Source organism: Streptomyces kryoterrae, from assembly GCF_054072135.1.
Genome location: NZ_CM133358.1, coordinates 2,049,837 through 2,074,320, shown reverse-complemented (window position 1 = coordinate 2,074,320; position 24,484 = coordinate 2,049,837). Strand labels below are relative to the sequence as shown.

Genomic DNA, 24,484 nt, shown 5'->3' with positions numbered 1-24,484 from the left:
CTCCTAAACCGTTCCATTCCCGCGTGGGTCAAGCGCGGGAAATGTGGTGGCACCCTTGGCGAAATAGGGACTTTACCGGTTCAGTAAGTGGTGTCAGAGTGCCGAATCAGCCATCCCAGTAGTGCTCGTCCGTCCCGAACGGAGCTGACGCACATGAACCGCCGCATGATTCCCGCACTCCTCACCGCCGGCCTGCTGCTCTCCGCGTGCACCGGAACCGGAGGAACCTCAAAAGGTGCCGACGCCAAGGCGCCTGACGATCCGTCAAAAGTGACCGGCACCATCAAGGTCCTGACCGTGCGGACCGATCTCGTGCAGGACGGCACGTTGAAGAAGTACGCCGACGACTTCCGGAAGACGTATCCGAAGGTGAAGGTCGAGTTCGAGGGCCTCACCAACTACGAGGCCGAAGTCAAGATCCGTATGAACACGGAGAACTACGGCGATGTCCTGCTGATCCCCGCGGTGATCAAGAAGAGCGACTACCCGAAGTTCTTCGCCTCGCTCGGCACCCAGGCGGAGCGCGCCAAGAAGTACCGCTTCACCGACTTCACCACCGTCGGCGAGCTGGTCTACGGCCAGAGCCCGGTAGGAGTGGCCCCCGGGTTCCTCTACAACAAGAGGATCTGGCAGGAGGCCGGGATCACCGACTGGCCCACCACACCCGCCGAGTTCATCACCGCCCTGAAGGCGATCAAGTCGAAGACGGACGCGGACCCGTACTACACCAACTTCGCCGCCCAGTGGCCGCTCACCTCATGGACGTCCGTCAACGGCTCGGTCGGCTGTGACACCGGGGCGACGACGAAACTGGTCGAGAGCGACCCGTGGGCCAAGGGCGCGGACCTGCGTGTCGGCGACACCCTGCTGTACGACATCGTGCACGAGGGGCTCGCCGAGAAGGACCCGACGACCACCAACTGGGAGGCGTCCAAGCCCCGGTTGGCGAAGGGGGACATCGCCACGCAGTGGCTCGGCACCTGGGCGATCGTCCAGTTCCAGGACGCCGCCAAGAAGGCCGGCGTCGACCCCGCCGACATCGGGTTCATGCCCTTCCCGTCCCAGGTCGGCGGGAAGTTCTGCGCCGTTGTCGGCCCCGACTACAACCAGGCCGTCAACGTGCACAGCGAGCACAAGGAGGCGGCCCGCGCCTGGATCGACTGGTTCACCGACAAGTCCGGTTACGCGGACGACAACCTGGCCATCTCCCCGCTGAAGGACGCCCCGCTGCCCGAGGTGCTCCAGCCGTACGAGGCGGCGGGGGTGAAGTTCATCGAGGTCGACGACACCGCGGGCGCGCGGCTCAAGCTGATCGACACCGAGTCGGAGGTCGGCCTCTACGCCCCCGACTACCGCCAGGATCTCGTCGACCTCGCCCGCGGCGCCCGCAAGGGCAGCCTCGACGACTTCCTCGGGGACCTCGGCAAGCGCTGGACCGAGGCGCAGCGGTCCGTGGGGTCGTCGTGACGGACACGACCGAGGCCGGCATGGCGGGGCGAAGGTCGGCGCGCCGGAAGGAACCGCCGCCCGCGCCCGCCATCGGCATCCCAAGCCCGCCGTCACCCCCGCGCAGGGCACGCCTGTGGCGGGGGGCGACCCCCTGGCTGTTCCTGATCGCCCCGCTCGCGTTGCTCCTGACCTTCACCTACGCGCCGATCGTCAACATGGTCGCGTACAGCTTCACCGACTGGGACGGCGTCAGCCCCGAACTGCACTACACGGGCGCCGGGAACTACACCGAACTCCTCACCCGCCCCGAGCTGTTCGAGGTGTTCTTCGTCAGCGGCTACTACCTGGCCGCCTCCGCGCTCCAGATCGGCGCCGCGCTCTACTTCGCGACGATCCTCAGCTTCGACGTCCGCTTCCGGAACTTCTTCAAGGGCGTGCTGTTCTTCCCGTACCTGATCAACGGGGTCGCGATCGGCTTCGTGTTCCTCTACTTCTTCCAGGACGGCGGCACCCTCGACTCGGTGCTGGGCGTGTTCGGCGTCCACCCGGACCACGCCTGGCTGGGCACCCCGGCGTCGGCGAACATCTCGCTCGCCGGCGTCTCGGTCTGGCGCTACACGGGCCTGAACTTCGTGCTGTTCCTGGGCGCGATCCAGTCCATCCCCGGGGAGCTGTACGAGGCGGCGGAACTCGACGGGGCGAATCGCTGGCACCAGTTCCGGTACATCATCGCGCCGGGCATCAAACCGGTGCTGAGCCTGACGGTGATCCTGTCGATCTCGGGCTCGCTGTCGGTCTTCGAGATCCCGTACATCATGACCGGCGGGGCGACCGGCACCGAGACCTTCGTGATCCAGACGGTGAAGCTGGCGTTCCAGTTCAACAAGACGGGGCTCGCCTCGGCGGCGGCCGTCGTACTGCTGCTGATCGTGCTCGCCGCGACCTGGGTGCAGCGGCGGCTCGTTCCGGACGACAGGGTGGATCTCGTATGACGCGCCGAGCGGTTGCCCGTACGTTCGTGTACCTGTCGCTGGTCCTCGCGGTGGTGGTCGTCCTGCTGCCGCTGGGCGTGATCGTGCTGACCTCGCTCAAGTCCGAGCAGGAGATGGCGGACGACAGCGGGGCGCTCTCGCTGCCGGGTGACCTCCTGAACCTCCACAACTACGTGACGGCGTTCCAGGACGGCGAGATGCTGGCCGCGTTCGCCAACACGGCCTTCATCCTGCTGTTCGCCGTCACGGGGACCGTCCTGATCGGTTCGATGACGGCGTACGCGATCGACCGCTTCACGTTCCGCTTCCGGAAGCTGGTGATCGCCCTGTTCCTGGTGGCGACGCTGGTTCCCGGCGTCACCACGCAGGTGGCGACGTTCCAGATCGTCAACAGCTTCGGCATGTTCGACACCCTCTGGGCACCCATCGCGCTCTACATGGGCACGGACATCGTGTCGATCTACATCTTTCTGCAGTTCGTCCGGTCGATCCCGGTCTCGCTGGACGAGTCGGCTCGCCTCGACGGGGCCAACGCCTTCACGATCTACCGGAAGATCATCTTCCCGCTGCTCAGGCCGGCGATCGCCACAGTGGTGATCGTGAAGGGGATCACCGTCTACAACGACTTCTACATCCCCTTCCTCTACATGCCCTCCGAAGATCTTGGCGTGATTTCGACGTCCCTTTTCCGCTTCAAGGGCCCCTTCGCCGCCCACTGGGAGACCATCTCGGCCGGTGCGGTCCTGGTCATCCTGCCGACACTGGTCGCTTTCCTGTCCCTGCAGCGCTTCATCTACAACGGCTTCATGAAGGGAGCGACCAGATGATCCCGCGGTGTGCCTACGGCGCCTCGGCGGAAAGGGCCTCGACCAGGACGGGCGTCACCTGCTCCACCTGCCAGGTCCGAGCCCCGTACCCCGCGAGTGCCGTCGCCACGGACCCGGCGTCCACCGAAGTGGGCGGCTCCCAGCAGACCCTTCTCACCGTGTCCGGGGTGATCAGGTTCTCCTGAGGCATGTTCAGCCGCTCGGCCAGCGCGGAGACCCCGGCCCGCGCGGCGGACAACCGGGCCGCGGCCACCGGGTCCTTGTCGGCCCAGGCGCGCGGCGGCGGAGGGCCGATGACGGGCTGCCCCGGCTGGGGCAACTGGGAGTCGGTGAGCGCCTTCACGCTGTCCACCGCCGCCTGCCACTGATCCAGCTGGCGCCGGCCCATCCGATGCCCGAAGCCGGTCAGCGCGGCCAGTGCGTGGACGTTGACCGGCAGGGCGAGCGCGGCCTCGACGATGGCCGCGTCCGACAGCACCTTGCCCGGGGACACGTCCCGGCGCTGCGCGATCCGGTCCCGGGTCTCCCACAGCTCCCGTACGACGGCGAGCTGCCGGCGCCGACGCACCTTGTGCATGCCGGACGTACGCCGCCACGGGTCCTTGCGGGGCTCCGGCGGCGGCGCCGACGCGATCGCGTCGAACTCCTCGCGGGCCCACTCCAGCTTGCCCTGCCGGTCCAGCTCCTTCTCCAGCGCGTCCCGCAGGTCGACCAGGAGTTCGACATCAAGTGCCGCGTACCGCAGCCAGGGCTCGGGCAGCGGCCGGGTCGACCAGTCGACCGCGGAGTGGCCCTTCTCGAGTACGAAGCCCAGGACGCCTTCGACCATCGCGCCCAGGCCGACCCGGGGGAACCCGGCGAGCCGGCCGGCCAGCTCGGTGTCGAACAGGTGAGTGGGGACCATACCTATCTCGCGGAGACAGGGCAGGTCCTGGGTGGCGGCGTGCAGCACCCATTCCACGCCGCTGAGCGCCTCGCCGAGGCCCGACAGATCGGGGCAGGCGACGGGGTCGATGAGCGCGCTGCCGGCGCCCTCGCGGCGCAACTGCACCAGATAGGCGCGCTGCCCGTAGCGGTAACCGGACGCGCGTTCGGCGTCGACGGCGACAGGGCCGGTGCCCGCGGCGAACGCGGCGATCACCTCGGCGAGGGAGTTCTCGTCGGTGACGACGGGCGGAATCCCGTCACGGGGTTCGAGTAGTGGGATCGGCGCCTGAGCCTCAGAAGATCCGTTGTCGTCCGGAGGAGCGCCTCCGGTGGTTCGCAGTGAGCTGTCTGCTGCGGTCTCTTGGGCTTCGGTCACCTGTCAAGGGTATCTGTGTATGGACGGCGCCCGCCGACGGAACGTTCCGTCGGCGGGCGCCGTGGGGTCGTAAACCGGTCACGCGTCACACGTGTCAGTGAATTCTGTCGGTCATCTCGGTCAGGAGTGGGGGTGAAGCGGTCGTCAGCGGCCGGTCGCCGGTGGTCGTTCGTCAGTGATCAGGGTCAGTGATCGGGCCAGGTTCGGGATCGGTGTCAGTGGATGATTCCGGTCCGCAGGGCCACCGCCACCATCCCGGCACGGTCACCCGTGCCGAGCTTGCGGGCGATACGGGCGAGGTGGCTCTTGACGGTCAGCGCGGACAGGCCCATGGAGACGCCGATCGCCTTGTTCGACTGGCCCTCGGCGACCAGTCGCAGGACCTCGACCTCGCGGCCGGACAGCTCGCGGTAGCCGCCCGGGTGGCTCGGGGCACCCGGGGGACGGCGGTGCATACGGGCGCCGGCACCGATGGGGGCGGCGCCCGGTCGGTTGGGAAGTCCGATGTTGTTGCGGGTGCCGGTGACGACGTAACCCTTCACACCGCCCGCGAGGGCGTTGCGCACGGCTCCGATGTCGTCGGCGGCGGACAGGGCCAGGCCGTTGGGCCAGCCCGCGGCACGGGTCTCGGACAGCAGGGTGAGCCCGCTGCCGTCGGGCAGGTGGACGTCGGCGACGCAGATGTCGCGGGGGTTGCCGATGCGGGGACGAGCCTCCGCGATGGACGAGGCCTCGATCACATCGCGCACACCGAGCGCCCACAGATGGCGGGTGACGGTGGAACGGACGCGGGGGTCGGCCACGACCACCATGGCGGTCGGCTTGTTCGGGCGGTAGGCGACCAGGCTTGCGGGCTGCTCAAGAAGAACGGACACCAGGCCTCCTGGAGTGCGGGACGGATCCGGTCCTGGGGGTGAAACCGGATCGACCGTGCTTTCAAGGTCACAGAGGTCTTCGGCATCAAACCTGTGCTCCTTTAGAGAAAGATCACGATCTGGTGAGTAACAATCCGTGCAATTCGGACACGCGATCGATCATCCGAAGATCGAACGGTTTCGCTCTGCGTCGATACGCGGCCGAAAGTGGCCGTATCGACAAAGAGCTACTAAAAACGGCGTGCCGATGCGAGGGGGAGGGGGGGAGGGAGCACAAAAGGGAACGGCCTTGCGGTCCCGGCGCGGGGACCGCAAGGCCGTTCACGGGTTCAGCGGGACTGGGGCCCCCGCCGCTGCGGCAGCGTCACCACCGACGCGTCCCCGGGGCCGGCCGGCGGCAGGCCCGCGATCTGGGCGAGCAGATCGCACCAGGAGGCGAGGTGGGACGCGGTGTCCGGGACACCGCCGAGGCCCTCACGGGGCGTCCAGGAGGCGCGGATCTCGATCTGGGAGGCGGCCGGCCGCTCCGACATCCCGCCGAAGTAGTGCGAACTCGCGCGCGTGACCGTGCCGCTGGCCTCGCCGTACGACAGTCCGCGCGCCTGGAGCGCCCCGGTCAGCCAGGACCAGCACACGTCGGGCAGCAGCGGGTCGGCGGCCATCTCCGGTTCCAGTTCGGCGCGCACCAGCGTCACCAGCCGGAAGGAGCCCTGCCAGGCGTCGTGCCCGGCCGGGTCGTGCAGCAGGACGAGCCGGCCGTCGGCCAGATCCTCCTCGCCGTCGACGACCGCCGCCTCCAGCGCGTACGCGAACGGCGCCAGGCGCTGGGGTGCCCGCGTCGGTTCGATCTCGATCTGCGGCCTCAGCCGCGCGGTCCGCAACGCGTCGACAGCGGCCCGGAAGGGCAACGGAGCCGTGTCCACCGCATCCCGGTCTCCCCCCTTCGCGTCGTCCATTCCGCCAGTGCCGTCCGACAGTCGTCCCTGAGCCGCAGCCATGCGGGGAAGATTAAGGGGAACAGGGCCTCCGTGCGGGGAGGGACACCCGTGGGACGGGCCACAGTCCGGTGAGGGCCGTCGGCAGGGCTGTTCGCGGGACTGTCGGTAGGGCGTGCGAGACTTCTGGTCGTGAGCGCGAACCAGAGCCCCGCGGGCCAGCAGCCGACAGCGACGTCCGCCGCCGTCAAGAACGACGCCGTGCAGGATTCCGCCTTCCTGAAGGCATGCAGACGCGAGCCGGTGCCGCACACACCTGTGTGGTTCATGCGCCAGGCCGGGCGTTCCCTGCCCGAGTACCACAAGGTCCGCGCGGGCATCCCCATGCTGGAGTCCTGCACCCGCCCCGAGCTGGTCGCCGAGATCACCCTCCAGCCGGTGCGCCGGCACCAGGTGGACGCGGCGATCTACTTCAGCGACATCGTCGTCCCGCTCAAGGCCATCGGCATCGACCTCGACATCAAGCCCGGCGTCGGCCCGGTCGTCGAGAAGCCGATCCGCACCCGCGCGGACCTCGCCCAGCTCCGCGACCTCACCCCCGAGGACGTCCCGTACGTCACCGAGGCCATCGGCCTGCTCACCCGCGAGCTCGGCTCCACCCCGCTCATCGGCTTCGCCGGCGCGCCCTTCACCCTCGCGAGCTACCTCGTCGAGGGCGGCCCGTCCCGGACGTACGAGAACGCCAAGGCGATCATGTACGGCGACCCGCAGCTCTGGGCCGACCTCCTCGACCGCCTCGCCGAGATCACGGCCGCCTTCCTCAAGGTCCAGATCGAGGCAGGCGCCAGTGCCGTCCAGCTGTTCGACTCCTGGGCCGGCGCCCTCGCCCCGGCCGACTACCGCCGCTCGGTCCTTCCCGCCTCCCGGAAGGTCTTCAAGGCCGTCGAGGGGTACGGCGTGCCGCGCATCCACTTCGGCGTCGGCACCGGCGAGCTGCTCGCCCCCATGAGCGAGGCCGGTGTGGACGTCATGGGCGTCGACTATCGCGTCCCGCTCGACGAGGCCGCCCGCCGCATCGGCCCCGGCAAGGCGCTTCAGGGCAACCTCGACCCGACGGTCCTGTTCGCCTCCACGGAGGCCGTCGAGGCCAAGACCCGCGAGGTCCTCGACTCCGCGAAGGGCCTGGAGGGCCACATCTTCAACCTCGGCCACGGCGTCATGCCGAACACGCCCCCGGACGCCCTGACCCGCCTCGTGGAGTACGTCCACACGAACACCGCCCGCTGAGTCGCCGGGTCTCGGGGCACCCGTCACCACGTATGCCGTGCCTGCCTGCCCCACAGCAGGCGGCCCGGATCGGGCGGTGCCGGGGTGCCGGCCCTGAGCGGCCAGGCGAGCAGCATGCCCGCGAGGAAGCCGACGACGTGCGCGGCGTACGCCACGGTGCCGGCCTCGGCGACGCCCTCGCCGGACGAGTACACCGCCTGCAGGACGAACCAGAAGCCGAGCACCAGCCAGGCCGGCAGCCGCAGCGGCAGAAAGACCAGGAAGGGCACCAGGACCCAGACCCTGGCCTTCGGGAACAGCACCAGATAGGCGCCCAGGACACCGGCGATCGCCCCGGAGGCGCCGATCAGGGGGTCGGTCGAGTCGGCGTTGACGAGCGCGAAGCCGTAGGACGCCGCGTAGCCGCAGACGACGTAGAAGAGCGCGTACCGCACATGTCCGAGGCGGTCCTCGATGTTGTTGCCGAAGATCAGCAGGAACAGCATGTTGCCCAGCAGATGCAGCCAGCCGCCGTGCAGGAACATCGCCGTGAACACGGAGAGCGCGGGCGACTTGTCGTAGCCCGGCGGACCGACCACACAGCCCGCCCCTCCCGTGCCGATCCCGACGTCGCCCGTCGGCACCAGGCGCGGCAGCTGATGGTGGATCAACTCCTGTGGCACGGCAGCGTATTGGTCCAGGAAGGCCTGGAGGTGGCACAGCTGTGCCAGGCCGCTCCCGCCCGTCACCGAACCCGCTGTGCCGGGCATGGAGAGGAACACGAGGACGTTGGCGGCGATCAGCGCGTACGTGACCCAGGGGGTGCGGCTTGCGGGGTTCACGTCATGGACGGGGATGACCACAAGGAAGTACTGCCCGCGATGCGTCTCGCGAATCGGTGAACGCGACTGTCCGTGTGTCCGTATCTGTCCTCAACGTCCGCGGCGCGACGAAGGCGCGCCGCGGGGACGACGTGAGGAACAGGCGATGAACGACCGAGTTACTCCTCCGATGCAGTCGGTGCAGGCTCTGCCGAACGGCGAGGCCGAACTCGCGCTGGTGGTCCACCTGCCATGGGAGGACGTGGCCCGGCTCGGCCAGGAGGCGGGGCGGCTGGCCACACAGATGCAGCGGCCGGTGTCGCTCGACGAGGCGGTGAGCCATCGGCTGCGGTCCAGTGGGCTCGGCGCCCACGCGAAGCCGGCACAGGCTCAGCAGACGCCGTCCGTCTCGGCGTCGGCGTCCGTGTCCGCGCTGCCGTCCCGGCCGCCGGGGGAGCAGGCGCGGCAGGCCATCGACCGGATCAACGGGACCGCGTAGCACCGTAGGGGTGCTGGTGGGTCGCCGGGTGCGGGTTCGCCGTGGCTTGTCGCGCTCACCGGCGGAGCCGCGAACCGACACAGTCGCGCCCCCGTCAACAAGTGCCCTTGCGGACCGCCGCGCTCGCCTTCCTGGCCGCTACCAGTACGGGGTCCCAGACCGGTGAGAACGGCGGTGCGTAGCCCAGGTCCAGGGCTGTCATCTGTTCCACCGTCATGCCTGCCGTGAGGGCCACCGCCGCGATGTCCACCCGCTTCGCCGCGCCCTCGCGGCCGACGATCTGGACGCCGAGGAGGCGGCCCGTGCGGTGTTCGGCGAGCATTTTCACCGTCATCAGGGCCGCGCCGGGGTAGTAGCCCGCGCGGTTCGTGGACTCGATGGTGACCGATGCGAACCTGAGGCCCGCCCGGTGTGCGTCCTTCTCGAGCAGGCCGGTGCGGGCGATCTCCAGGTCGCAGACCTTGCTCACGGCGGTGCCGACCACGCCGGGGAAGGTGGCGTAGCCGCCGCCGACGTTGGCACCGATGACCTGGCCGTGCTTGTTGGCGTGCGTGCCCAGCGCGATGTGCCGTTCCTGGCCGGAGACGAGGTCCAGGACCTCGACACAGTCGCCGCCGGCCCAGATGTTCTCGTGCCCGCGCACCCGCATCGCCAGGTCGGTGAGGAGGCCGCCGTGGTCGCCCACGGGGAGTCCCGCCGCCCGTGCGAGAGTCGTCTCGGGGTGGACGCCGATGCCGAGCACGACCACGTCCGCCGGGTACTCGGCGTCCTGGGTGGCGACCGCGCGGACCCTGCCGTCGTCGCCGGTGAGCAGCTCGGTGACCTCGGCGTCGTTCACCATGGTGATGCCCAGGCCCTCCATCGCCTCGTGCACCAGGCGGCCCATGCTCGGGTCGAGCGTGGACATCGGTTCCCTGCTGCGGTTGACGACCGTCACCTCGTAGCCGCGCTTGATGAGCGCCTCGGCCATCTCCACGCCGATGTAGCCCGCGCCGACCACGACCGCGCGGCGGCCCCTGGTGGTGGCCAGGGTGTCCAGGAGCGCCTGGCCGTCGTCCAGGGTCTGTACGCCGTGTACCCCGGGGGCGTCGACGCCCGGCAGTGAGGGGCGGATCGGACGGGCGCCCGTGGCGATCACCAGTTTGTCGTACGACGTCCATGACTCGGCGCCCGTTTCCAGGTCACGGGCGCGTACCCGGCCACCCGGGACGTCGATCTCCGTGACCTCCGTACGCATGCGCAGGTCGATGTCGCGGGCCCGGTGCTCCTCGGGCGAGCGGGCGATCAGCTGGTCCCGGTCCGGGACGTCGCCGCTCACCCAGTAGGGGATGCCGCACGCCGAGTAGGAGGTGAAGTTGCCGCGTTCGAACGCCACGATCTCCAGTTCGTCGGGTTTCCTGAGCCGGCGTGCCTGCGACGCGGCGGACATGCCCGCCGCGTCGCCGCCGATCACCACCAGACGCTCGGTCCCACGCTTCGTGTCGTTCGTACGGCCATCGCCATCACTCATGCTCATGCGAACACGCTACGGGGACCTGGCATTTCAGTCCTGGTCCGGGCCGTTCGGCTGGGCCGGGGGAGCTGTCGGCAGGGAGCTCGTCGGTGCGGGGCTCGTGACTGTCGCCTGGGCGGAGCCCTGTCGACGGGCGCGGGTGAGGCGCAGCCAGGCGAACACCAGCAGGGCCGCCACAGCGGCGAACGGCAGCACCGCGGCGATGGCCACCACGATCCAGCGCAGCATCGTCACGAAGGCGCTCCAGCCGCCCGCGAGGGCGTCCAGGAAGCCCGGGTCGTCGTCCTTGTCGGACTCCTTGGGCGGGGTCTCGGACAGGGAGAGGTTGATCGTGGCCAGGGAGGTGCGGTCCTTCAGGGAGGCCTGGCGGGCGAGCAGCGACTCCAGGTCGGCCTGACGGCGGCTCAACTCGCCCTCCAGGGTGACCACATCGGAGAGTTTGGTGGCCTTGTCCATCAGCTCACGGATGCGGTTCACGCTGGCCCGCTGCGTGGTGATGCGGCTCTCCACGTCGACGACCTGCTCGGTGACGTCCTTCGCCTCGGCCTCCCGGTGCAGGAGCTTGCCGGTGCCCTCCAGGTCCGTGAGGACCTGCTCGTACTCGGCGACGGGCACCCGCAGAACGACGTCTGTGTTCTCGCCGCCCTCCTCCTCCTGGTCCAGGGTCGTCGTCTCGCTGCCGACGAAACCGCCCGCGTTCTCCGTGACGGTGCGGACCTTGGCAAGGGCCTTCGGTACGTTCTTGACCTGCACGGAGACGGACACGGTGCGGATGATGTGCGGTCCGGTGGCCGCCTGGGGCGCCGCACTGGCCTGGGCGCCCGGCTTGCTGTCGGACCCGGCCTGGTCCTCCAGGGCGCCGGCTGCGGGTTCCTTCGCGACGGCCCCCGAGTCGCTGCTCGCGGTGGAGTTGGCGCCGCTGCAGCCGGTGAGTGCGAGGGCCGTGACGAGGAAGACTCCCGCCAGGGCCTGAACAGGGCGTACGTGGTTCCGTGTACGGCGTGTACGGCGTGTGCGCAGGGTGTTCATCTTGCGGATCCCCCCGAGGGCTGTCGTTGGACGGTCCTGGACCGTCCTGGGACGTCGTGGTGTACGACTGACGCTCCTTCGACGCCCGAAGCGGCCGGGACGTTGGCCGGTTACGGTCCCGATGAGGTCACGGTCGGGACTCGTGCCGGACACCAAGGGGCGGTGTGCGGCGACGGGAGTGTCGGTGGGGTCTGAGAAAGTGGTCGCATGAGCGCAGTGGAGGCCCGTGCGGGTGCCGGGCATGTCGTCGTCATCGGGGGCGGGATCGCGGGTCTGGCCGCCGCCCACCGGCTGCTGGACCGGGGTGTGCGGGTCACGGTCCTGGAGGCGTCCGACCGCGTCGGCGGCAAGCTGCTGCCCGGCGAGATCGCGGGCGCGCGGGTCGATCTCGGCGCCGAGTCGATGCTTGCGCGCAGACCCGAAGCCGTCGCGCTGGCGCGCGAGGTGGGCCTCGACGACCACCTCCGGCCGCCCGCCACCTCCACGGCCTCGATCTGGACCCGGGGCGCCCTGCGCCCCTTTCCCAAGGGGCACGTCATGGGCGTCCCCGGCAGCGCCTCGGCCCTGGCCGGCGTCCTCTCGGACGAGGGGCTGGCCCGTATCGGGCGCGACGCCGACCTGCCGCGCACGGAGGTCGGGGACGACGTGGCGGTGGGGGAGTTCGTCGCCGCGCGCCTCGGCCGCGAGGTCGTCGACCGACTGGTCGAACCGCTGCTGGGCGGGGTGTACGCGGGCGACGCCTACCGCATCTCGATGCGCTCGGCCGTGCCCCAGCTCTTCGAGGTGGCGAAGAGACACGCGTCGCTGACGGAGGGGGTCCGTGGTCTCCAGGCCCGGATGGCCGCCGCTCCCCAGCAGAGCGGGCCGGTCTTCATGGGCATCCAGGGGGGCATGGGCCAACTGCCGCTCGCCGTCGCGGAGTCGGTGCGCGCGCGGGGCGGCGAGATCGTCACCGGGGCGCCCGTCACCGAGCTGCGCCGGGGGGCCGGGACATCGGCGGCGTGGCGGGTCGTCACCGGGGAGCGGGTGCTCGACGCCGACGGGGTGGTCGTCGCCGTACCGACCCCGGTGGCCGCCGGGCTGCTCCGTGCCGAGGCACCGGCCGCCGCCGCCGAACTCGCGGGTGTGGAGTACGCCTCGATGGCCCTGATCACCCTGGCCTACCGCCGCGCCGACGTCAGCCTCCCCGAGGGCAGTGGCTTCCTGGTGCCGCCCGTCGACGGACGCACCATCAAGGCGTCGACGTTCGCCTCCCAGAAGTGGGGCTGGCTCGCCGAGGAGAACCCGGACCTGCTGGTCCTGCGGACCTCCGTGGGGCGGTACGCCGAGACGGAGATCCTCCAGCGCCCCGACACCGACCTGGTCGAGGTCTCACGCCACGACCTCAGAGAGGCGACCGGGCTGACGGCGGCCCCGGTGGAGACCCGCGTCACCCGCTGGGACGACGGCCTGCCCCAGTACCCCGTCGGCCACCACGCGCGCGTGGACCGCGTCCGCGAACACATCGCCAAGCTCCCGGGCCTCGCCGTGTGCGGCGCGGCGTACGACGGGGTCGGCATCCCGGCGTGCATCGCGAGCGCGTACGCGGCCGTGGACGCGCTCGGACCGCTTCGGCCGACGGAGCCGCTCGATGCCGACCCGGTGCGAAGCGCGCCCGACGGAGCGGGAGAATAGGCGCATGAGTGACGACGCCCCCACCACCGACGCGGCCCGCATCCCGAACAAGGGCAAGCTGGCCAAGGACCTCAACGAGGTCATCCGCTACACCCTGTGGTCCGTCTTCAAGCTGAAGGACGTCCTGCCCGAGGACCGCACGGGCTACGCCGACGAGGTCCAGGTCCTCTTCGACCAGCTCGCCGCCAAGGACGTGACCGTCCGCGGCACGTACGACGTCTCGGGGCTGCGCGCCGACGCCGACCTGATGATCTGGTGGCACGCCGAGACCGCCGACCAGCTCCAGGAGGCGTACAACCTCTTCCGCCGGACCGAGCTGGGCCGCGCCCTGGTGCCGGTGTGGTCGAACATGGCGCTGCACCGCCCCGCCGAGTTCAACCGCTCGCACATCCCCGCGTTCCTCGCCGACGAGACGCCCCGGAACTACATCAGCGTCTACCCGTTCGTGCGCTCGTACGACTGGTACCTGCTGCCCGACGAGGACCGTCGCCGGATGCTCGCCGACCACGGCAAGATGGCCCGCGGATACCCGGACGTGCGTGCCAACACGGTCGCCTCGTTCTCCCTCGGCGACTACGAGTGGCTGCTGGCCTTCGAGGCCGACGAGCTGTACCGCATCGTCGACCTCATGCGCCACCTCCGCGCCTCCGAGGCCCGTATGCACGTCCGCGAAGAGGTCCCGTTCTACACGGGGCGCCGCAAGTCGGTTGCCGAACTGGTCGAAGGGCTCGCCTGATCGGGGCGCCGCAAGGAGGCCGCCGAGCTGATCGCCGGTCTCGCCCGACGGCGCCACCGCTGCTTCAGGCTGCTTTTTCCTTGCCGGAACGGCCGACCGGGGCAGCGGGGTGTGGCTCCTCGTGCGGGGCGCAGTCCGCGCTGCGCCCCGGCAGGCGGCCCGCCAGCAGATACGCGTCCAGGTGGGCGTTGACGCACCGGTTCGGGCCGCCCGCGATGCCGTGCGTGCCCGCGCCCCGCTCGGTCACCAGGGCCGAGCCCGGCAGCCGGCGCCGTAGTTCGAGCGCGCCCGCGTAAGGCGTCGCCGCGTCCCGTTCGGCCGCCAGGATCAGCACCGGCGGCAGCTCGCCCGGTCCGGTCCGCACGTCGAGGGGCGTCTGCCGGGGCGCCGGCCAGTAGGCGCACGGCAGGTTCATCCACACGTTGTCCCAGGTCTCGAAGGGCGCCGTGCGCGCGAGCCGCGTGTTGTCGCGGTCCCAGACCCGCCAACTCGTCGGCCAGGGCGCGTCGTTGCACTCGACGGCCGTGTAGACCGCGTTGCCGTTCTCCGCCTCGACGGCCGCCTCCGTCACCGGCGCCGCCTGGTCGATCAGCGGCTGCGGATCACCCTTGAGGTAGGCGGCCAGGGCGTGGGCGCGGTGCGGCCAGTAGTCGTCGTAGTACCCGGCCTGCAGGAACGCGCCCTGCAACTGTCCCGGGCCCACCTTCCCGCCGGCCGGTTCGGCGGCGAGCCGGGCCGCCGCCCTGTCGTAACTCCGCAGCACCGCCTCCGGCGTGGCGCCCAGCCCGTACACGTCGTCGTGCCGGGCGACCCACGCCCGGAAGTCCGCCCAGCGGCTCTCGAACGCGGCCGACTGGTCGAGGTTGCTGCGGTACCAGATCCCGGCCGGGTCCGGGTTCACCGCCGAGTCGAACACCATCCGCCGTACGTGCGAGGGGAACAGCGTCGCGTACAGCGCCCCCAAGTACGTGCCGTACGAGGCGCCCATGAAGGTCAGCCGGTCCTCGCCGAGCGCGGCGCGCAGGACGTCGAGGTCACGGGCGTTGTTGAGGGAGTGGTAGTGGCGCAGCGCGTCGCCCGAGCGCTCGGCGCACCCGCGCGCGTACGCCCTCGCCTCGGCGATCCGCTCCCTCTTGTACGACTCCGAGGGGTGCAACGGTGCCGGCGTGGGTCCCTTGAAGAAGTGCTTCGGGTCCTTGCAGGACAGCGGAGCCGACCGGCCCACCCCGCGCGGGGCGTATCCGACCAGGTCGTACGCCCCCGCGATGCGCTTCCACTCCGGGATGACGCCGATCATCGGGAAGAACATGCCGGACGCGCCGGGGCCGCCCGGGTTGTAGACGAGGGCGCCCTGGCGCTCCACCTTGTGCTCGGGGTCGCGCGGGTCCTTGCCGGTCGCGTCGGCCCGGCTGACGGTGAGCTTGATCTGCTTGCCGTCGGGGTGCGCGTAGTCGAGCGGCACGGTGACGGTCCCGCAGCGCAGAGTGTCCGGCAGTTCCTCCTCCTCCGCGCACTTCCCGAAGCGGATACCGGCCGCCCCGGCGCGCGCGGCGGCCAGCACGGAACCCCGGAACTCGGCCGAGCCGGGACCTCCCGGCAGGCCGGACCCGCCCGGGGCGCTGTCCGCGGGGGCGGCGGCCAGAGTGGTCAGCAGCAAGGACCCGGCAGCAGAGTAGAGGGCGGCAGCTCGCATCGCGTATCCCTTCGGTGGCAACAGAAGGGATGTTTCGGGCGCCGGTCGGCGAAGGCAAGCACCGCCCGCCCGGTGTCGCCGCGAGCACTCCTGTGCGCCCCCGCACACCCCCCGGGGCGCCGGGGTCTCCGGCAGGATTCGCCGGACCGGCCCTACGGCTCCCGGTGCGCGAAGGCGGCGCGCAGATCGGGCTCGTCGACCGCGCGGACACCGAGTACGGCGACGGAGGTGAGGTACGTGCGGTCGTCGTCGGCGTCACGGTGGTCGGCGGTCCTGGTCCGGCGGTTCAGGGTGGTGAGCAGCCGCTGTCCGGCCGGTGACGCCCAGCGCGAGTACGGGTGGACCTCGATCCGGGCGATGGCGAGGCAGCTCAGGGTGAGGACGAGGGGGAGCGCGAACCAGAGGGCGACCAGGTCGCGCGGCACGGCACCCCGACCCGGCACCAGCAGGGCCACCGCGCCCAGCGTGACGACGGCCAGCGCGGCGGCCCGCGCCTGACGGACCGCGAACGCGATCCCGCGCCTGGCCCCCTCGGGTACGGCCAGGCCCGCCGCGACGAGCCGGTCCGCGAGCCCCCGTACGGCCTCCGTGCCGGCCGCGGCCGTCCGCACCGGAGCGATGCGCGACTGACCCTCCGGCCCGATGGCGCCTATCACCGACCGTTCCATCTCGTCGCGCCCGCTCGGGTCCACGACGGTCGCCCAGCCGGTGTGGGCGAGCAGCAGCCGCCGTTGGCGGGCCATCGACACCAGCGTGAGATCGGCGACCCGCGCCGGTCCGCCGGACAGGAAGGCGGCCTCGTACAGCGTCAGGTCACGCCCGTGTCCGCCCGGGCCCGTGTCCGGATCGACGGCAGCCGCGTGTACGGCGGCCAGGCACAGCCGGAGGCACGCCGTACCGGCGGCGATCCAGGCCAGCAGCAGGAGGAAGGACCAGAACATGCCGTTGTTCTATGCGAAGGGTGCCTGGAACGCCATGGGCTTTCAGGATATGGACGAGGTATGGCCGATACGTGACGTATGCGCGATGTCCGGTTCAGGTTGTCTCGGAGGGCTCCGCCGACTCCGGCGGCGGGCTGGTCGCGGGCGGCGGCAGTGGATAGGTCGCGGCCGGCGAGGGCGTCACCGGCACGGCGGACGCGGGGGCGGTCGTCGGGCCGGGCGGGGCCGGGGGGTTGGTGAGCGGCGGGGTGCTCGCGGCGGCCATGCCCTGGGCGAGGGCGTCGAAGTCGACGTACCCCGTGGCCTCCAGGATCTGGATGTGGTCGAGGACGGTCCGGTTCGCGTCGTCGGCGAGTGCGCGGACCAGGGAGTTGCGGGTGCTCGCGCGGACCTGCGCGACGACGGAGAACACCTTGCCGTGCGCCATCCGCAGCAGGTTGGCGAACTCGCGGTCGAAGTCCTCGCCATGGGCCGCGTCCATGGTGCTGAGCCACCCGCGCTGCTGCTCGCTCGGCTGGTTGGGCAGTTCGAACCTGAGCCGCGAGGCGACGTCCCGGACCCGCTCGTCGAGAAACGTGTGCCCCTCGATCAGATGCCGGCCCGCTGTCCGTACGGCCTCGGTGGTGCCGCGTTCCTGGGCCTGCTGGCCGGCGGGCAGTTCCCACAGCCCCGCCAGCCGGACCTTGGTGAGGAACTCGCGGTCGAGCGCCGACAGCGGGCCGAAGCGCGTCGACACGGTCTGCGCGTTGAGCACGTCCACACCGGTGCCGGAACGGTCCGTGTACGACCAGACCGGGAAGATCAGTGCCACGAGGGTCGTCGCCAGCCCGGCGACGATGAGCCCGGTGCCGCCGAGACCGGGACGGTGGATGGATCGCATGGTGCCTCCTGCTTGCGGCACCGCACGCTAATGCGCTCCGGGCACGGAGTTCGCATCGTACTGCCGGACCTACGCCGGCTGCGGTACGAGAGGAGACGGCCCCGGGGGAGGGGACGGACGCCGGATGAGGGAGCGCGAGCCCTGGACATACCTTGCGAAATGCCAACAAACAGGACGGCGAAGTGTCGCGTAATGGGTGGCACTGTTAACCCCCGCACAGTTTGCGCGGGTTGGGGTGGAGGTGCCCGTCCGGCGGCGGCAGAGGGGACGGCGTACGCGGGGGGAGTGACGTTCGTCGCTCATGCCCCCAACGCCCCCAGTGCTTCAGCGGCGCAGGAGTACGCGTCGGGTGGCGCGGGCCAGCCGGGCCATGGGGCGCTGGGAGCGCGGGGCCGGACCCGAGCGGTCGAGCCACCACTCGCGCAGTCGCCGCCGGCTCTCCGTATCCTCGGGCTGCCCGCCGAGCAGCAGATGCGCGGCGAAGTCCAGCGCGTCGTGCCGGTAGCCGTCGGACATGGGGTGCCCGTGCGCGTACGCGAGGAAGGCGGGCCGGTATCCCGTCCCGAGGATCTCCGGCAGCTCCGGCGCGACCTTCGCCACGACATCGGCCCGCTTCGCCCCGAGCGCCCGCGACTGCACCCCCAGCCGCACCCGGTCGAACCCCTCCGGCGCGGGCGTCCCCGCGACGAGCGCGGAGAGCAGCGCGGCCTCCGCGAGGGCGAGGCGCTGGCGGGCGGGGGCGGAGTCGGGTGGTGTCTGGTCGGCCTCAGTCATGGGTGCGGCTGTCGTCGCCTTCGCGGTGGCCGACTCCGAGGGCACAGCCGCCTTCAGCGCCCCGCGGATCGCGTCCAGCTCCCGCTCCAGCTCGCCCGCCCCGGGGAAGTTGTCGTCCCGCTCCAGCAGGACGCCGGGCGGGGTGATCCGGGAGGCGAGGTCCGTGAGGATGCCGAGGACCTGGGGCGGGACGGGGTGGGCGTGGCTGTCGTGCCAGACGCCGTCCCGTTCGAAGCCGCCCGCGACATGGACGTACGCGATGGCCTCGACGGGCAGCTCGGCCAGGGCCTTCGCCGGGTCCTCGCCCCGGTTGACGTGGTTCGTGTACAGGTTGGCGACATCGACGAGGAGGCGTACGCCGGTCCGGTCGGCCAGTTCGTACAGGAACTGGCCCTCCGTGAGCTCCTCGCCGGGCCAGGCGAGGAGCGCGGCGATGTTCTCGACGGCGAGCGGCACCGGCAGCGCCGCCTGTGCGATGCGGACGTTCTCGCACAGCACGTCGAGCGCGTCCCGGGTGCGGGGTACGGGCAGCAGGTGCCCCGACTCCAGCAGCGGGGACGCGGTCAGCGGACCGCCGGCCCGGACGAACGCGATGTGCTCGGTGACCAGGGGCGAGCCCAGTGCCTCGGCCCGCTCGGCGAGCGCGGTGAGCCGGTCCTCGGCGGGCCGGTCCGCGCCGCCGAGGCCCAGGGAGACACCGTGCGGGACGACCGTCACGCCGCGCTCGCGCAGCCGCAGCAGCGACTCGGGCAGATGCCCCGGGCAGAGGTTCTCGGCCACGGCCTCGACCCAGTCGATGCCCGGCATGGCCTCCACGGCGTCCGCGATCTCCGGCCGCCACCCGATGCCCGTACCCAGTCGCTCCGGTCGCTTCATGGTCCGTCCCCTTCTCCGACCTTCTCGGTCCACGGAGTGATGGCCCGGGTTCCCGGGGTCGAACCCCTCCCGGGCGACCTTCAGAGCAACATTTGAGCTTGCGCCCGCCCGTTCCCGTCCGCCTACTGGCCCTGGGCGATCTTGTTGGGGTCCGGGGCCTCCGGCCGGTTGGTGTTGATCGTGCCGGGTGCCGGCGGCGACGGCTTCGAGGACGTCACGATGTTGCCGGGCGGCTCCACCGCGGGCGCGATGGGCGGCACCACTCCGGGGGACGGCGGCGGCGGACCGGTCGGACTGGCGCTGGGCCCGGCGGCCTTCTCGGCGATCTTCTGGAAGTCGATCTGGCCGGTCTTCTCCAGGATCGTGATGTGGTCGAGCACCGTCTGGTTGGTGTCCGAGGCCAGTTGACGCACCAGCGTGTTCCGGGTCTGGTTCCGTACCGTCGCGATGACCGGGAGGATGTTGCCGTGCGCCTGCCGCAGGAGGTTCGCCCAGACCTTGTCGTAGTTCGCGGGTGAGGCCGCCGTCATCTGGTCCAGGAAGCCCTGCTGCTGCGCGTTCGGCTGGTTGGGGATCGGGACACCGAGCTGCTGGGAGACGCTCCGTGCCCGCTTGTCGAGGTCGGTGTGACCCGTGATCAGGTGCTGGGCCGCCTCCCTGATGGTGGGATTGCTGGACTTCGTCATCGCCTGCTGTCCCGCGGGCATTTCCCACAGTCCGGCCAGCCGGACGCGCACGATGAGTTCGCGGTCCAAGGGGGTCAGCGGCCCCCACTGGGTGTTCACCGTGTCTCCGGTGCCGGTGACCGCGGCGGCCGTCGCGGCGTCGTTGCGGTGCGGGTACGAGTAGAACACGGGGTACGCGAGCGCGCCGACGGTGCCTGCGATGGCGAGGCCGACGAGGAACGTGCCGTTCATGCGGGGCAAGGGAGCCTCCCGGGGGAACCCAACTGGTCGTTGGGGACTGATACGTGGCTGGTGAGGGACGTACGTGAGAAGCGGTCAGGACACCGAGCGGGCCTGGACCACCGACACGTGTACACGAGTCAGATCGTGCCGTTGGCGATGGCGTCGAAGTCGACCGCGCCGGTCTTCTCCAGCATCGTGATGTGGTCGAGCACGGTCTGGTTGGTGTCCGTCGCCAGTTGACGCACCAGCGAGTTCTGGGTCTGGTTCCGGATCGCCGCGATGTCCGGGAAGATCGTGCCGTGTGCCTTCCGCAGGAGGCTCGCCCAGACCCGGTCGAACTCCTTGCCCTGGGCGGCGTCCATCTGGGCCAGGAAGCCCTGCTGCGCCTCGTTCGGCTGGTTGGGCAGCTCGACATTGAGCTGGGCGGCGACCTTCCGCACCCGCTCGTCCAGGTCGCCGTGGCCCACCAGCAGGTGGTCCGCCGCCGCCTTGACGGAGGCGCTGCTGGACTTGTCCATCGCCTTCTCTCCGGCGGGCGCTTCCCACAGCCCGGCCAGCCGGACGCGCACGATCAGGCTGCGGTCCGAGGCGGTCAGCGGCCCCCACTGGGTGTTCACGGTGCCGGCGGCCGTGTTCGACACTCCGGTGCCCGAGCGGTCGGCATAGGACCACACCGGAAACGAGAGCGCGGCAATGGTCGTCGTCAGGGCTGCGATGACGAGGGCCGAGTGGTTGAAGCGCGGCAAAGGATCCTCCCGGGGGAACCAACTGGTCGTTGGGCATGTGTTGCGTGGCCAGCGCCAGAAGGTACGAGCGGGAACCCGGGGATGTTCAACGAAGATGTTTGAACCCTGTGCGGCCCAGGGGACGGTGGTCCGCGACCACCGTCGCCGAACCGGGCGCGATCTCCGTGAAACCGGCATCCCGGACCAACGGGAGCCCGCTGGAGATGAGTTCGCGCCAGTGGTCCGGCTCCGCCGTGCGGACGGCGAGCGGGAGGCCCGCGTCGCGCCAGAGCGCACGAGCCTCGTCCGACAACTCCCACCACGCCAGTTGGGCGCCGTGTCCCGTCTGGGCCATCGCCTTGCCCGCCGACATGTCCAGCTCGGGGTTCAGCCAGAGGACAGGCACCGCCGGGTCGAGGCCGAGCGGCGGCTCCGGATCCTCCAGGTCGGTGCCGGAGACCTGGAGCCGGGCCAGGTCCTTGGGCCAGCCGTCCAGCGGAACGGGCGGGAAGACCCGTACCTCGGCCGACTTGCCGGTGACCGTGATGCCGGGCAGCGCCTCGGCCCGCCGCCACTCCGCCCCCCGCGCCCGCCGGACGACCTTGCGGATCCGGGCGTCCTGCCAGTCCCGTATGACCTCCGCCCACTCCCCGTCCCCGACCGACCGCTCGTCCCCGAGGATCACGAGAACGGCCCGGGCGGCGGTCTCCAACGCGTCCGTACGGGCCGGCGGCTCGGCCTTCTCGATCCGGGCGACGAGGGGCAGGACGAACTGGGGCGCCTCGTCACGCGGTGACGGCTCGGAGCGGAAAGGGCTGTCGCCGGGAACGGCCGGGTCATTGGTCACGTCCTTCAGTCTGCCAGGCGGAAGATCGGTTCTTCCGGGGAGTGGGCGGGGGCAGCGTGCGACACGAGCTTCGACTGGACGGTGTGGGCCGCCGCTACGGCCTACGCGGCCCCTGGGTGCTGCGAGGCGTCGACCTGACCCTCGCCCCCGGCACCCTCACCCGCGTCGAGGGCGCCAACGGCACCGGCAAGTCCACCCTCCTGCGGGTGCTCGCCGGCATCGACGCCCCCACGGAGGGCACCCTCACCGGCCGCCCGCGCACCGCGTACGTACCCGAACGCTTCCCGGCGGCGCTCCCCTTCACCGCGCACGGCTACCTCACGCATCTCGGTGCCGTGCACGGACTGTCCCGTACGGCCGCCGCCCGCGCCGCCGACGAGTGGCTGGAGCGGCTCGGCGCCGACGCGTACGCCCGGACGCCCATGGCGGAGCTGTCGAAGGGCGGCAGCCAGAAGGTCGTGGTCGCGCAGGCCCTGCTCGCCGACCCGGAGCTGCTCGTCCTCGACGAGGCGTGGACGGGCCTCGACACCGCCGCCCGGGGTGAGTTGGAGCGGGTCGTCGCCGAACTCACCGCGTCCGGCGCCTCGGTGGTGTTCGTCGACCATGACCCGGGCCGCCTGGCGGGGGCGCCCGACACGACGTACACCGTGACCGGGGGCGGCCTCAACCTCCGTACGGCACAAGCCGGTTCCCCGGAACCCGGCGGCCCGCACCTGGTCGTCGAGGCCCAGGGTCCGCCGGGTGCGCGGCCCCCGGCCGAGGCGCTGAGGTGGACCACGTCGAGCACGGAGACGGCGACGCCGGGCGGCCACCGGCTCACCGTCCCCGGGACCCACTCGGACGTCGTGCTCCGGGCCCTGCTCACGGCCCGCCCACCCTGGCACGTGGTGAGCGTGAAACCGGAAACGGCCGGAACGCCTGGTGCGGCCGGAACGCTCGGCGTGGCCGCAGTATCCGGCGCGGCCGGAATCCCCGGCACGACTGCGACTCCCGGCGTGGCCGCAGCTCCCGGCGTGGCCGCAGCTCCCGGTGCGGCCGGAATCCCCGGCACGGCTGTGGCTCCCGGTGCGGCCGGAACGCCCGGCGTGGCCGGAATGCTCGCCGGTACCGGCGTACCCGGAACGCTTGCGGGTACCGCCGTACCCCCACCGCTCGCCACCGACGAAAGCCGCCGATGACCGCCCTCCTGCGTTACCAGGCAGCTCTGCTCGTGCGCTCGCAGCGCTGGCTGCCGCCGTTCATCCTGTACGCGGTGTTCCTGGGCGTCGGGGTGCAGGGCGGGCAGCCCGTGCTCGACTCGCTCGGGTACGCCGCGGCGGCCGTCCTGCCGGTGGCCGCCTGGCTGGTGCGGATCTGCGCGGGCAACGAGCCGCCCGCCGCCCGCGCGGCCGTGGCCGCGGCCGTCGGCCCCGGACGGGCCCATCTCGCCTGTCTCCTGGTGGCGCTGTCCGCCGCGGCGGCGCTCGGTACGGTCGCGACCGTCGCGGTGACCCTGATCAGCGACCCGGCGAGCGCCGATCACCGGATCCGCGTGGAGCCGCTCCCGGCCGGTGCCGCCGGGCTGCTCACCGCCCTGGCGTGCGCCCTGCTCGGCACGGCCGTCGGCGCGCTCACGACCTGGCAGCTGCTGCGCTCGCCCGGCCGGGCGGTGCCCGCGATGATGCTCGGCGCGCTGCTGGCGATGGTGGTGACGGGCTCCCCGGCCAAGTCGGCGATCACGTCCCTGGTGACCGGCTCGCGCTCGGGCACGATCCCGGTGCCACTGCTGCCACTGGCCGCCGCGGCCCTGCTCACGGTGACGGCGACCGCCGTGGCCTGCGCGCTCACCGCACGCCGCTCACCCTGAACAGGCCGTGCGCTGTGCCTCCTGCCATTCACACACGGGGCAGAGCGTGATGCCCTTCCGTGACGCCGGGTACTCGGTCGGCTCCCGGCACAGCACGCACTCCGCGTACGGCGGTCCACCGGCTTCACCCTCGTACTCGCCCTCGTGCCTGTGCTCGTCGCTCATGGCATCAGCGTAAGCCGGTCACCGCCGGCCGCCCGTGGCCCCGATCAGCTCGGACACCTTCACGAACCGGAAGCCGCGCTCGCGCAGCGCGGGCACGATTCGGCGGACGGCCCGCTCGGTCGCCGGGGCGGCACTGCGCGTGCAGTGCATGACGACGACCGACCCGGGCCGTACGCCGTCCAGCACCTCCCGGGCCACGGCGTCGGCGTCCGTCGCGAAGGCGTCCCCGCTCACCACGTCCCACTGCACGGCGGTGACCCCGGCCGCGCTCAGGGCGCGCAGCGCCCGCCGGTCGTAACACCCGCCGGGGAAGCGGAAGTAGGGCATCGCACGGGGCACACCGGCGGCCCGGAAGGCGGCGAAGGCCCGCTCGACGTCGGCGCGCATCCGTTCCCCGGCAGCGAAGCCGGAGGCCGAGCCGGCGATGGTCGGCAGCCCGTAGCAGTCATCGGTGAAGGCGTAGTGGCTGTACGAGTGGTTGCCGACCTCGAAGAGGGGGTCCCGCCCGATGGAGCGGGCCTGGGACGGGTACTCCTCGGCCCACCGGCCCGTCATGAACACGGTCGCCGGCACCTTCAGCGTCCGCAGCGAGGCGATCAGCCGGGGATTGTCGAACCGCTCGCCTCGCGCCGCCCGGTCGCCCTGCCCGGCGGTCATGTCGGCGTCGAAGGTGAGGGCGACGGTCTTGTCCGGGGTGCGCGGGCCGTTCCGGAAGACGGGGGTCAGGCCGGCGGGCCCGGGGGCGAGGGTGGGCGGCGGGGAGGGGGCGGCGGACCGGAGCGCGGGAGGCTGCCGCTCGGTCCGTTGCGGGACCGGGGCGGTGCCGCAGGCGGCGAGGGTGGTGAGGGCGGCGCCCAGGACACAGCCGGTGGCGACTCGTCGTACGAGACTGATCATCGTACGAAGGTAG

At 71.4% G+C, this 24,484-nt stretch carries 23 protein-coding genes and 1 pseudogene; 9 read left to right on the top strand and 15 right to left on the bottom strand.

What is annotated here, in order from left to right:
• Positions 1–153: 153 nt before the first annotated feature.
• The 3 genes from ACW4TU_RS08625 to ACW4TU_RS08615 are packed head-to-tail and all read left to right on the top strand — an operon-like array spanning position 154 to position 3,268.
• Positions 154–1,467, top strand: a complete 1,314-nt coding sequence (locus ACW4TU_RS08625; RefSeq protein ID WP_457426275.1) for an ABC transporter substrate-binding protein — start codon at positions 154–156, stop codon at positions 1,465–1,467.
• A gap of 20 nt (positions 1,468–1,487) precedes the next feature.
• On the top strand, positions 1,488–2,441 hold the full coding sequence (locus ACW4TU_RS08620) for a carbohydrate ABC transporter permease (protein WP_457429984.1): 954 nt from the start codon (positions 1,488–1,490) through the stop codon (positions 2,439–2,441).
• The gene (locus tag ACW4TU_RS08615; RefSeq protein ID WP_457426273.1) at positions 2,438–3,268 is read left to right on the top strand and encodes a carbohydrate ABC transporter permease; all 831 of its coding nucleotides are present in this window, start codon (positions 2,438–2,440) and stop codon (positions 3,266–3,268) included. The genes ACW4TU_RS08620 and ACW4TU_RS08615 overlap by 4 nt, the downstream gene beginning before the upstream one ends.
• Positions 3,269–3,281: 13 nt before the next feature.
• On the opposite strand, the gene ACW4TU_RS08610 is transcribed toward ACW4TU_RS08615, so the two are convergent.
• The 3 genes from ACW4TU_RS08610 to ACW4TU_RS08600 form a co-directional block, all read right to left on the bottom strand.
• Entirely contained in the window at positions 3,282–4,571 is a 1,290-nt protein-coding gene (locus tag ACW4TU_RS08610; RefSeq protein WP_457426271.1) for a ribonuclease D, read from the bottom strand.
• 215 nt (positions 4,572–4,786) lie between these two features.
• Positions 4,787–5,446 (bottom strand): response regulator transcription factor, encoded by a 660-nt coding sequence (locus ACW4TU_RS08605; RefSeq protein ID WP_055530968.1) that lies wholly within the window; start codon positions 5,444–5,446, stop codon positions 4,787–4,789.
• Between the two features lie 329 nt (positions 5,447–5,775).
• A complete protein-coding gene (locus tag ACW4TU_RS08600) occupies positions 5,776–6,444 on the bottom strand; it encodes a DUF3000 domain-containing protein (RefSeq protein WP_457426269.1) in 669 nt (222 codons plus the stop codon).
• 129 nt (positions 6,445–6,573) lie between these two features.
• Here ACW4TU_RS08600 and hemE point away from each other — a divergent pair, with 129 nt between their 5' ends.
• Complete coding sequence (gene hemE, locus ACW4TU_RS08595) at positions 6,574–7,668, top strand: uroporphyrinogen decarboxylase (protein ID WP_457426267.1); 1,095 nt, start codon at positions 6,574–6,576, stop codon at positions 7,666–7,668.
• Positions 7,669–7,691: 23 nt separating this feature from the next.
• Here the strand turns inward: hemE and ACW4TU_RS08590 are convergent, their stop codons facing one another.
• Positions 7,692–8,510 carry a rhomboid family intramembrane serine protease gene (locus tag ACW4TU_RS08590; protein WP_457426265.1) on the bottom strand — a complete coding sequence of 273 codons (819 nt, stop codon included), beginning with the start codon at positions 8,508–8,510 and terminating at the stop codon, positions 7,692–7,694.
• 124 nt (positions 8,511–8,634) lie between these two features.
• Here ACW4TU_RS08590 and ACW4TU_RS08585 point away from each other — a divergent pair, with 124 nt between their 5' ends.
• A complete protein-coding gene (locus tag ACW4TU_RS08585; protein ID WP_457426263.1) occupies positions 8,635–8,967 on the top strand; it encodes a hypothetical protein in 333 nt (110 codons plus the stop codon).
• A gap of 94 nt (positions 8,968–9,061) precedes the next feature.
• On the opposite strand, the gene ACW4TU_RS08580 is transcribed toward ACW4TU_RS08585, so the two are convergent.
• Positions 9,062–10,477: an FAD-dependent oxidoreductase gene (locus tag ACW4TU_RS08580; RefSeq protein ID WP_457429982.1), complete on the bottom strand. Its 1,416-nt coding sequence runs from the start codon at positions 10,475–10,477 to the stop codon at positions 9,062–9,064.
• Positions 10,478–10,510: 33 nt separating this feature from the next.
• Positions 10,511–11,509 (bottom strand): DUF4349 domain-containing protein, encoded by a 999-nt coding sequence (locus ACW4TU_RS08575; protein ID WP_457426261.1) that lies wholly within the window; start codon positions 11,507–11,509, stop codon positions 10,511–10,513.
• A gap of 207 nt (positions 11,510–11,716) precedes the next feature.
• Between ACW4TU_RS08575 and hemG the strand changes: the two genes are divergently transcribed.
• Together hemG and hemQ are read left to right on the top strand one after the other, a co-directional pair.
• Positions 11,717–13,183, top strand: a complete 1,467-nt coding sequence (hemG, locus tag ACW4TU_RS08570) for a protoporphyrinogen oxidase (protein ID WP_457426259.1) — start codon at positions 11,717–11,719, stop codon at positions 13,181–13,183.
• Positions 13,184–13,187: 4 nt separating this feature from the next.
• Entirely contained in the window at positions 13,188–13,919 is a 732-nt protein-coding gene (gene hemQ, locus ACW4TU_RS08565) for a hydrogen peroxide-dependent heme synthase (protein WP_457426257.1), read from the top strand.
• 64 nt (positions 13,920–13,983) lie between these two features.
• Here the strand turns inward: hemQ and ACW4TU_RS08560 are convergent, their stop codons facing one another.
• The 7 genes from ACW4TU_RS08560 to ACW4TU_RS08530 all read right to left on the bottom strand — a co-directional run bounded on the left by ACW4TU_RS08560 (position 13,984) and on the right by ACW4TU_RS08530 (position 21,563).
• Positions 13,984–15,612, bottom strand: a complete 1,629-nt coding sequence (locus ACW4TU_RS08560) for an alpha/beta hydrolase (protein ID WP_457426255.1) — start codon at positions 15,610–15,612, stop codon at positions 13,984–13,986.
• A 152-nt stretch (positions 15,613–15,764) separates the two neighbouring features.
• Positions 15,765–16,553, bottom strand: a complete 789-nt coding sequence (locus ACW4TU_RS08555) for a TIGR04222 domain-containing membrane protein (RefSeq protein WP_457426253.1) — start codon at positions 16,551–16,553, stop codon at positions 15,765–15,767.
• A 94-nt stretch (positions 16,554–16,647) separates the two neighbouring features.
• Complete coding sequence (locus tag ACW4TU_RS08550; RefSeq protein ID WP_457426251.1) at positions 16,648–17,433, bottom strand: DUF4142 domain-containing protein; 786 nt, start codon at positions 17,431–17,433, stop codon at positions 16,648–16,650.
• Between the two features lie 324 nt (positions 17,434–17,757).
• Positions 17,758–19,083, bottom strand: a complete 1,326-nt coding sequence (locus ACW4TU_RS08545) for an MbnB/TglH/ChrH family RiPP precursor modification enzyme (protein ID WP_457426249.1) — start codon at positions 19,081–19,083, stop codon at positions 17,758–17,760.
• A gap of 122 nt (positions 19,084–19,205) precedes the next feature.
• Positions 19,206–20,009: a DUF4142 domain-containing protein gene (locus ACW4TU_RS08540; protein ID WP_457426247.1), complete on the bottom strand. Its 804-nt coding sequence runs from the start codon at positions 20,007–20,009 to the stop codon at positions 19,206–19,208.
• A gap of 119 nt (positions 20,010–20,128) precedes the next feature.
• Positions 20,129–20,737, bottom strand: a complete 609-nt coding sequence (locus ACW4TU_RS08535; RefSeq protein WP_457426245.1) for a DUF4142 domain-containing protein — start codon at positions 20,735–20,737, stop codon at positions 20,129–20,131.
• Positions 20,738–20,822: 85 nt separating this feature from the next.
• A complete protein-coding gene (locus ACW4TU_RS08530) occupies positions 20,823–21,563 on the bottom strand; it encodes a peptidyl-tRNA hydrolase (protein ID WP_457426243.1) in 741 nt (246 codons plus the stop codon).
• Between the two features lie 56 nt (positions 21,564–21,619).
• Here ACW4TU_RS08530 and ACW4TU_RS08525 point away from each other — a divergent pair.
• Together ACW4TU_RS08525 and ACW4TU_RS08520 are read left to right on the top strand one after the other, a co-directional pair.
• Positions 21,620–22,465, top strand: a pseudogene (locus tag ACW4TU_RS08525) (ATP-binding cassette domain-containing protein); the annotation flags it as partial.
• Positions 22,466–22,737: 272 nt separating this feature from the next.
• The gene (locus tag ACW4TU_RS08520) at positions 22,738–23,409 is read left to right on the top strand and encodes an ABC transporter (RefSeq protein WP_457426241.1); all 672 of its coding nucleotides are present in this window, start codon (positions 22,738–22,740) and stop codon (positions 23,407–23,409) included.
• Here the strand turns inward: ACW4TU_RS08520 and ACW4TU_RS08515 are convergent.
• Entirely contained in the window at positions 23,401–23,574 is a 174-nt protein-coding gene (locus ACW4TU_RS08515) for a hypothetical protein (protein WP_457426239.1), read from the bottom strand. The genes ACW4TU_RS08520 and ACW4TU_RS08515 overlap by 9 nt on opposite strands.
• 18 nt (positions 23,575–23,592) lie before the next feature.
• Positions 23,593–24,471 (bottom strand): polysaccharide deacetylase family protein, encoded by an 879-nt coding sequence (locus ACW4TU_RS08510; protein ID WP_457426237.1) that lies wholly within the window; start codon positions 24,469–24,471, stop codon positions 23,593–23,595.
• Positions 24,472–24,484 lie beyond the last annotated feature (13 nt).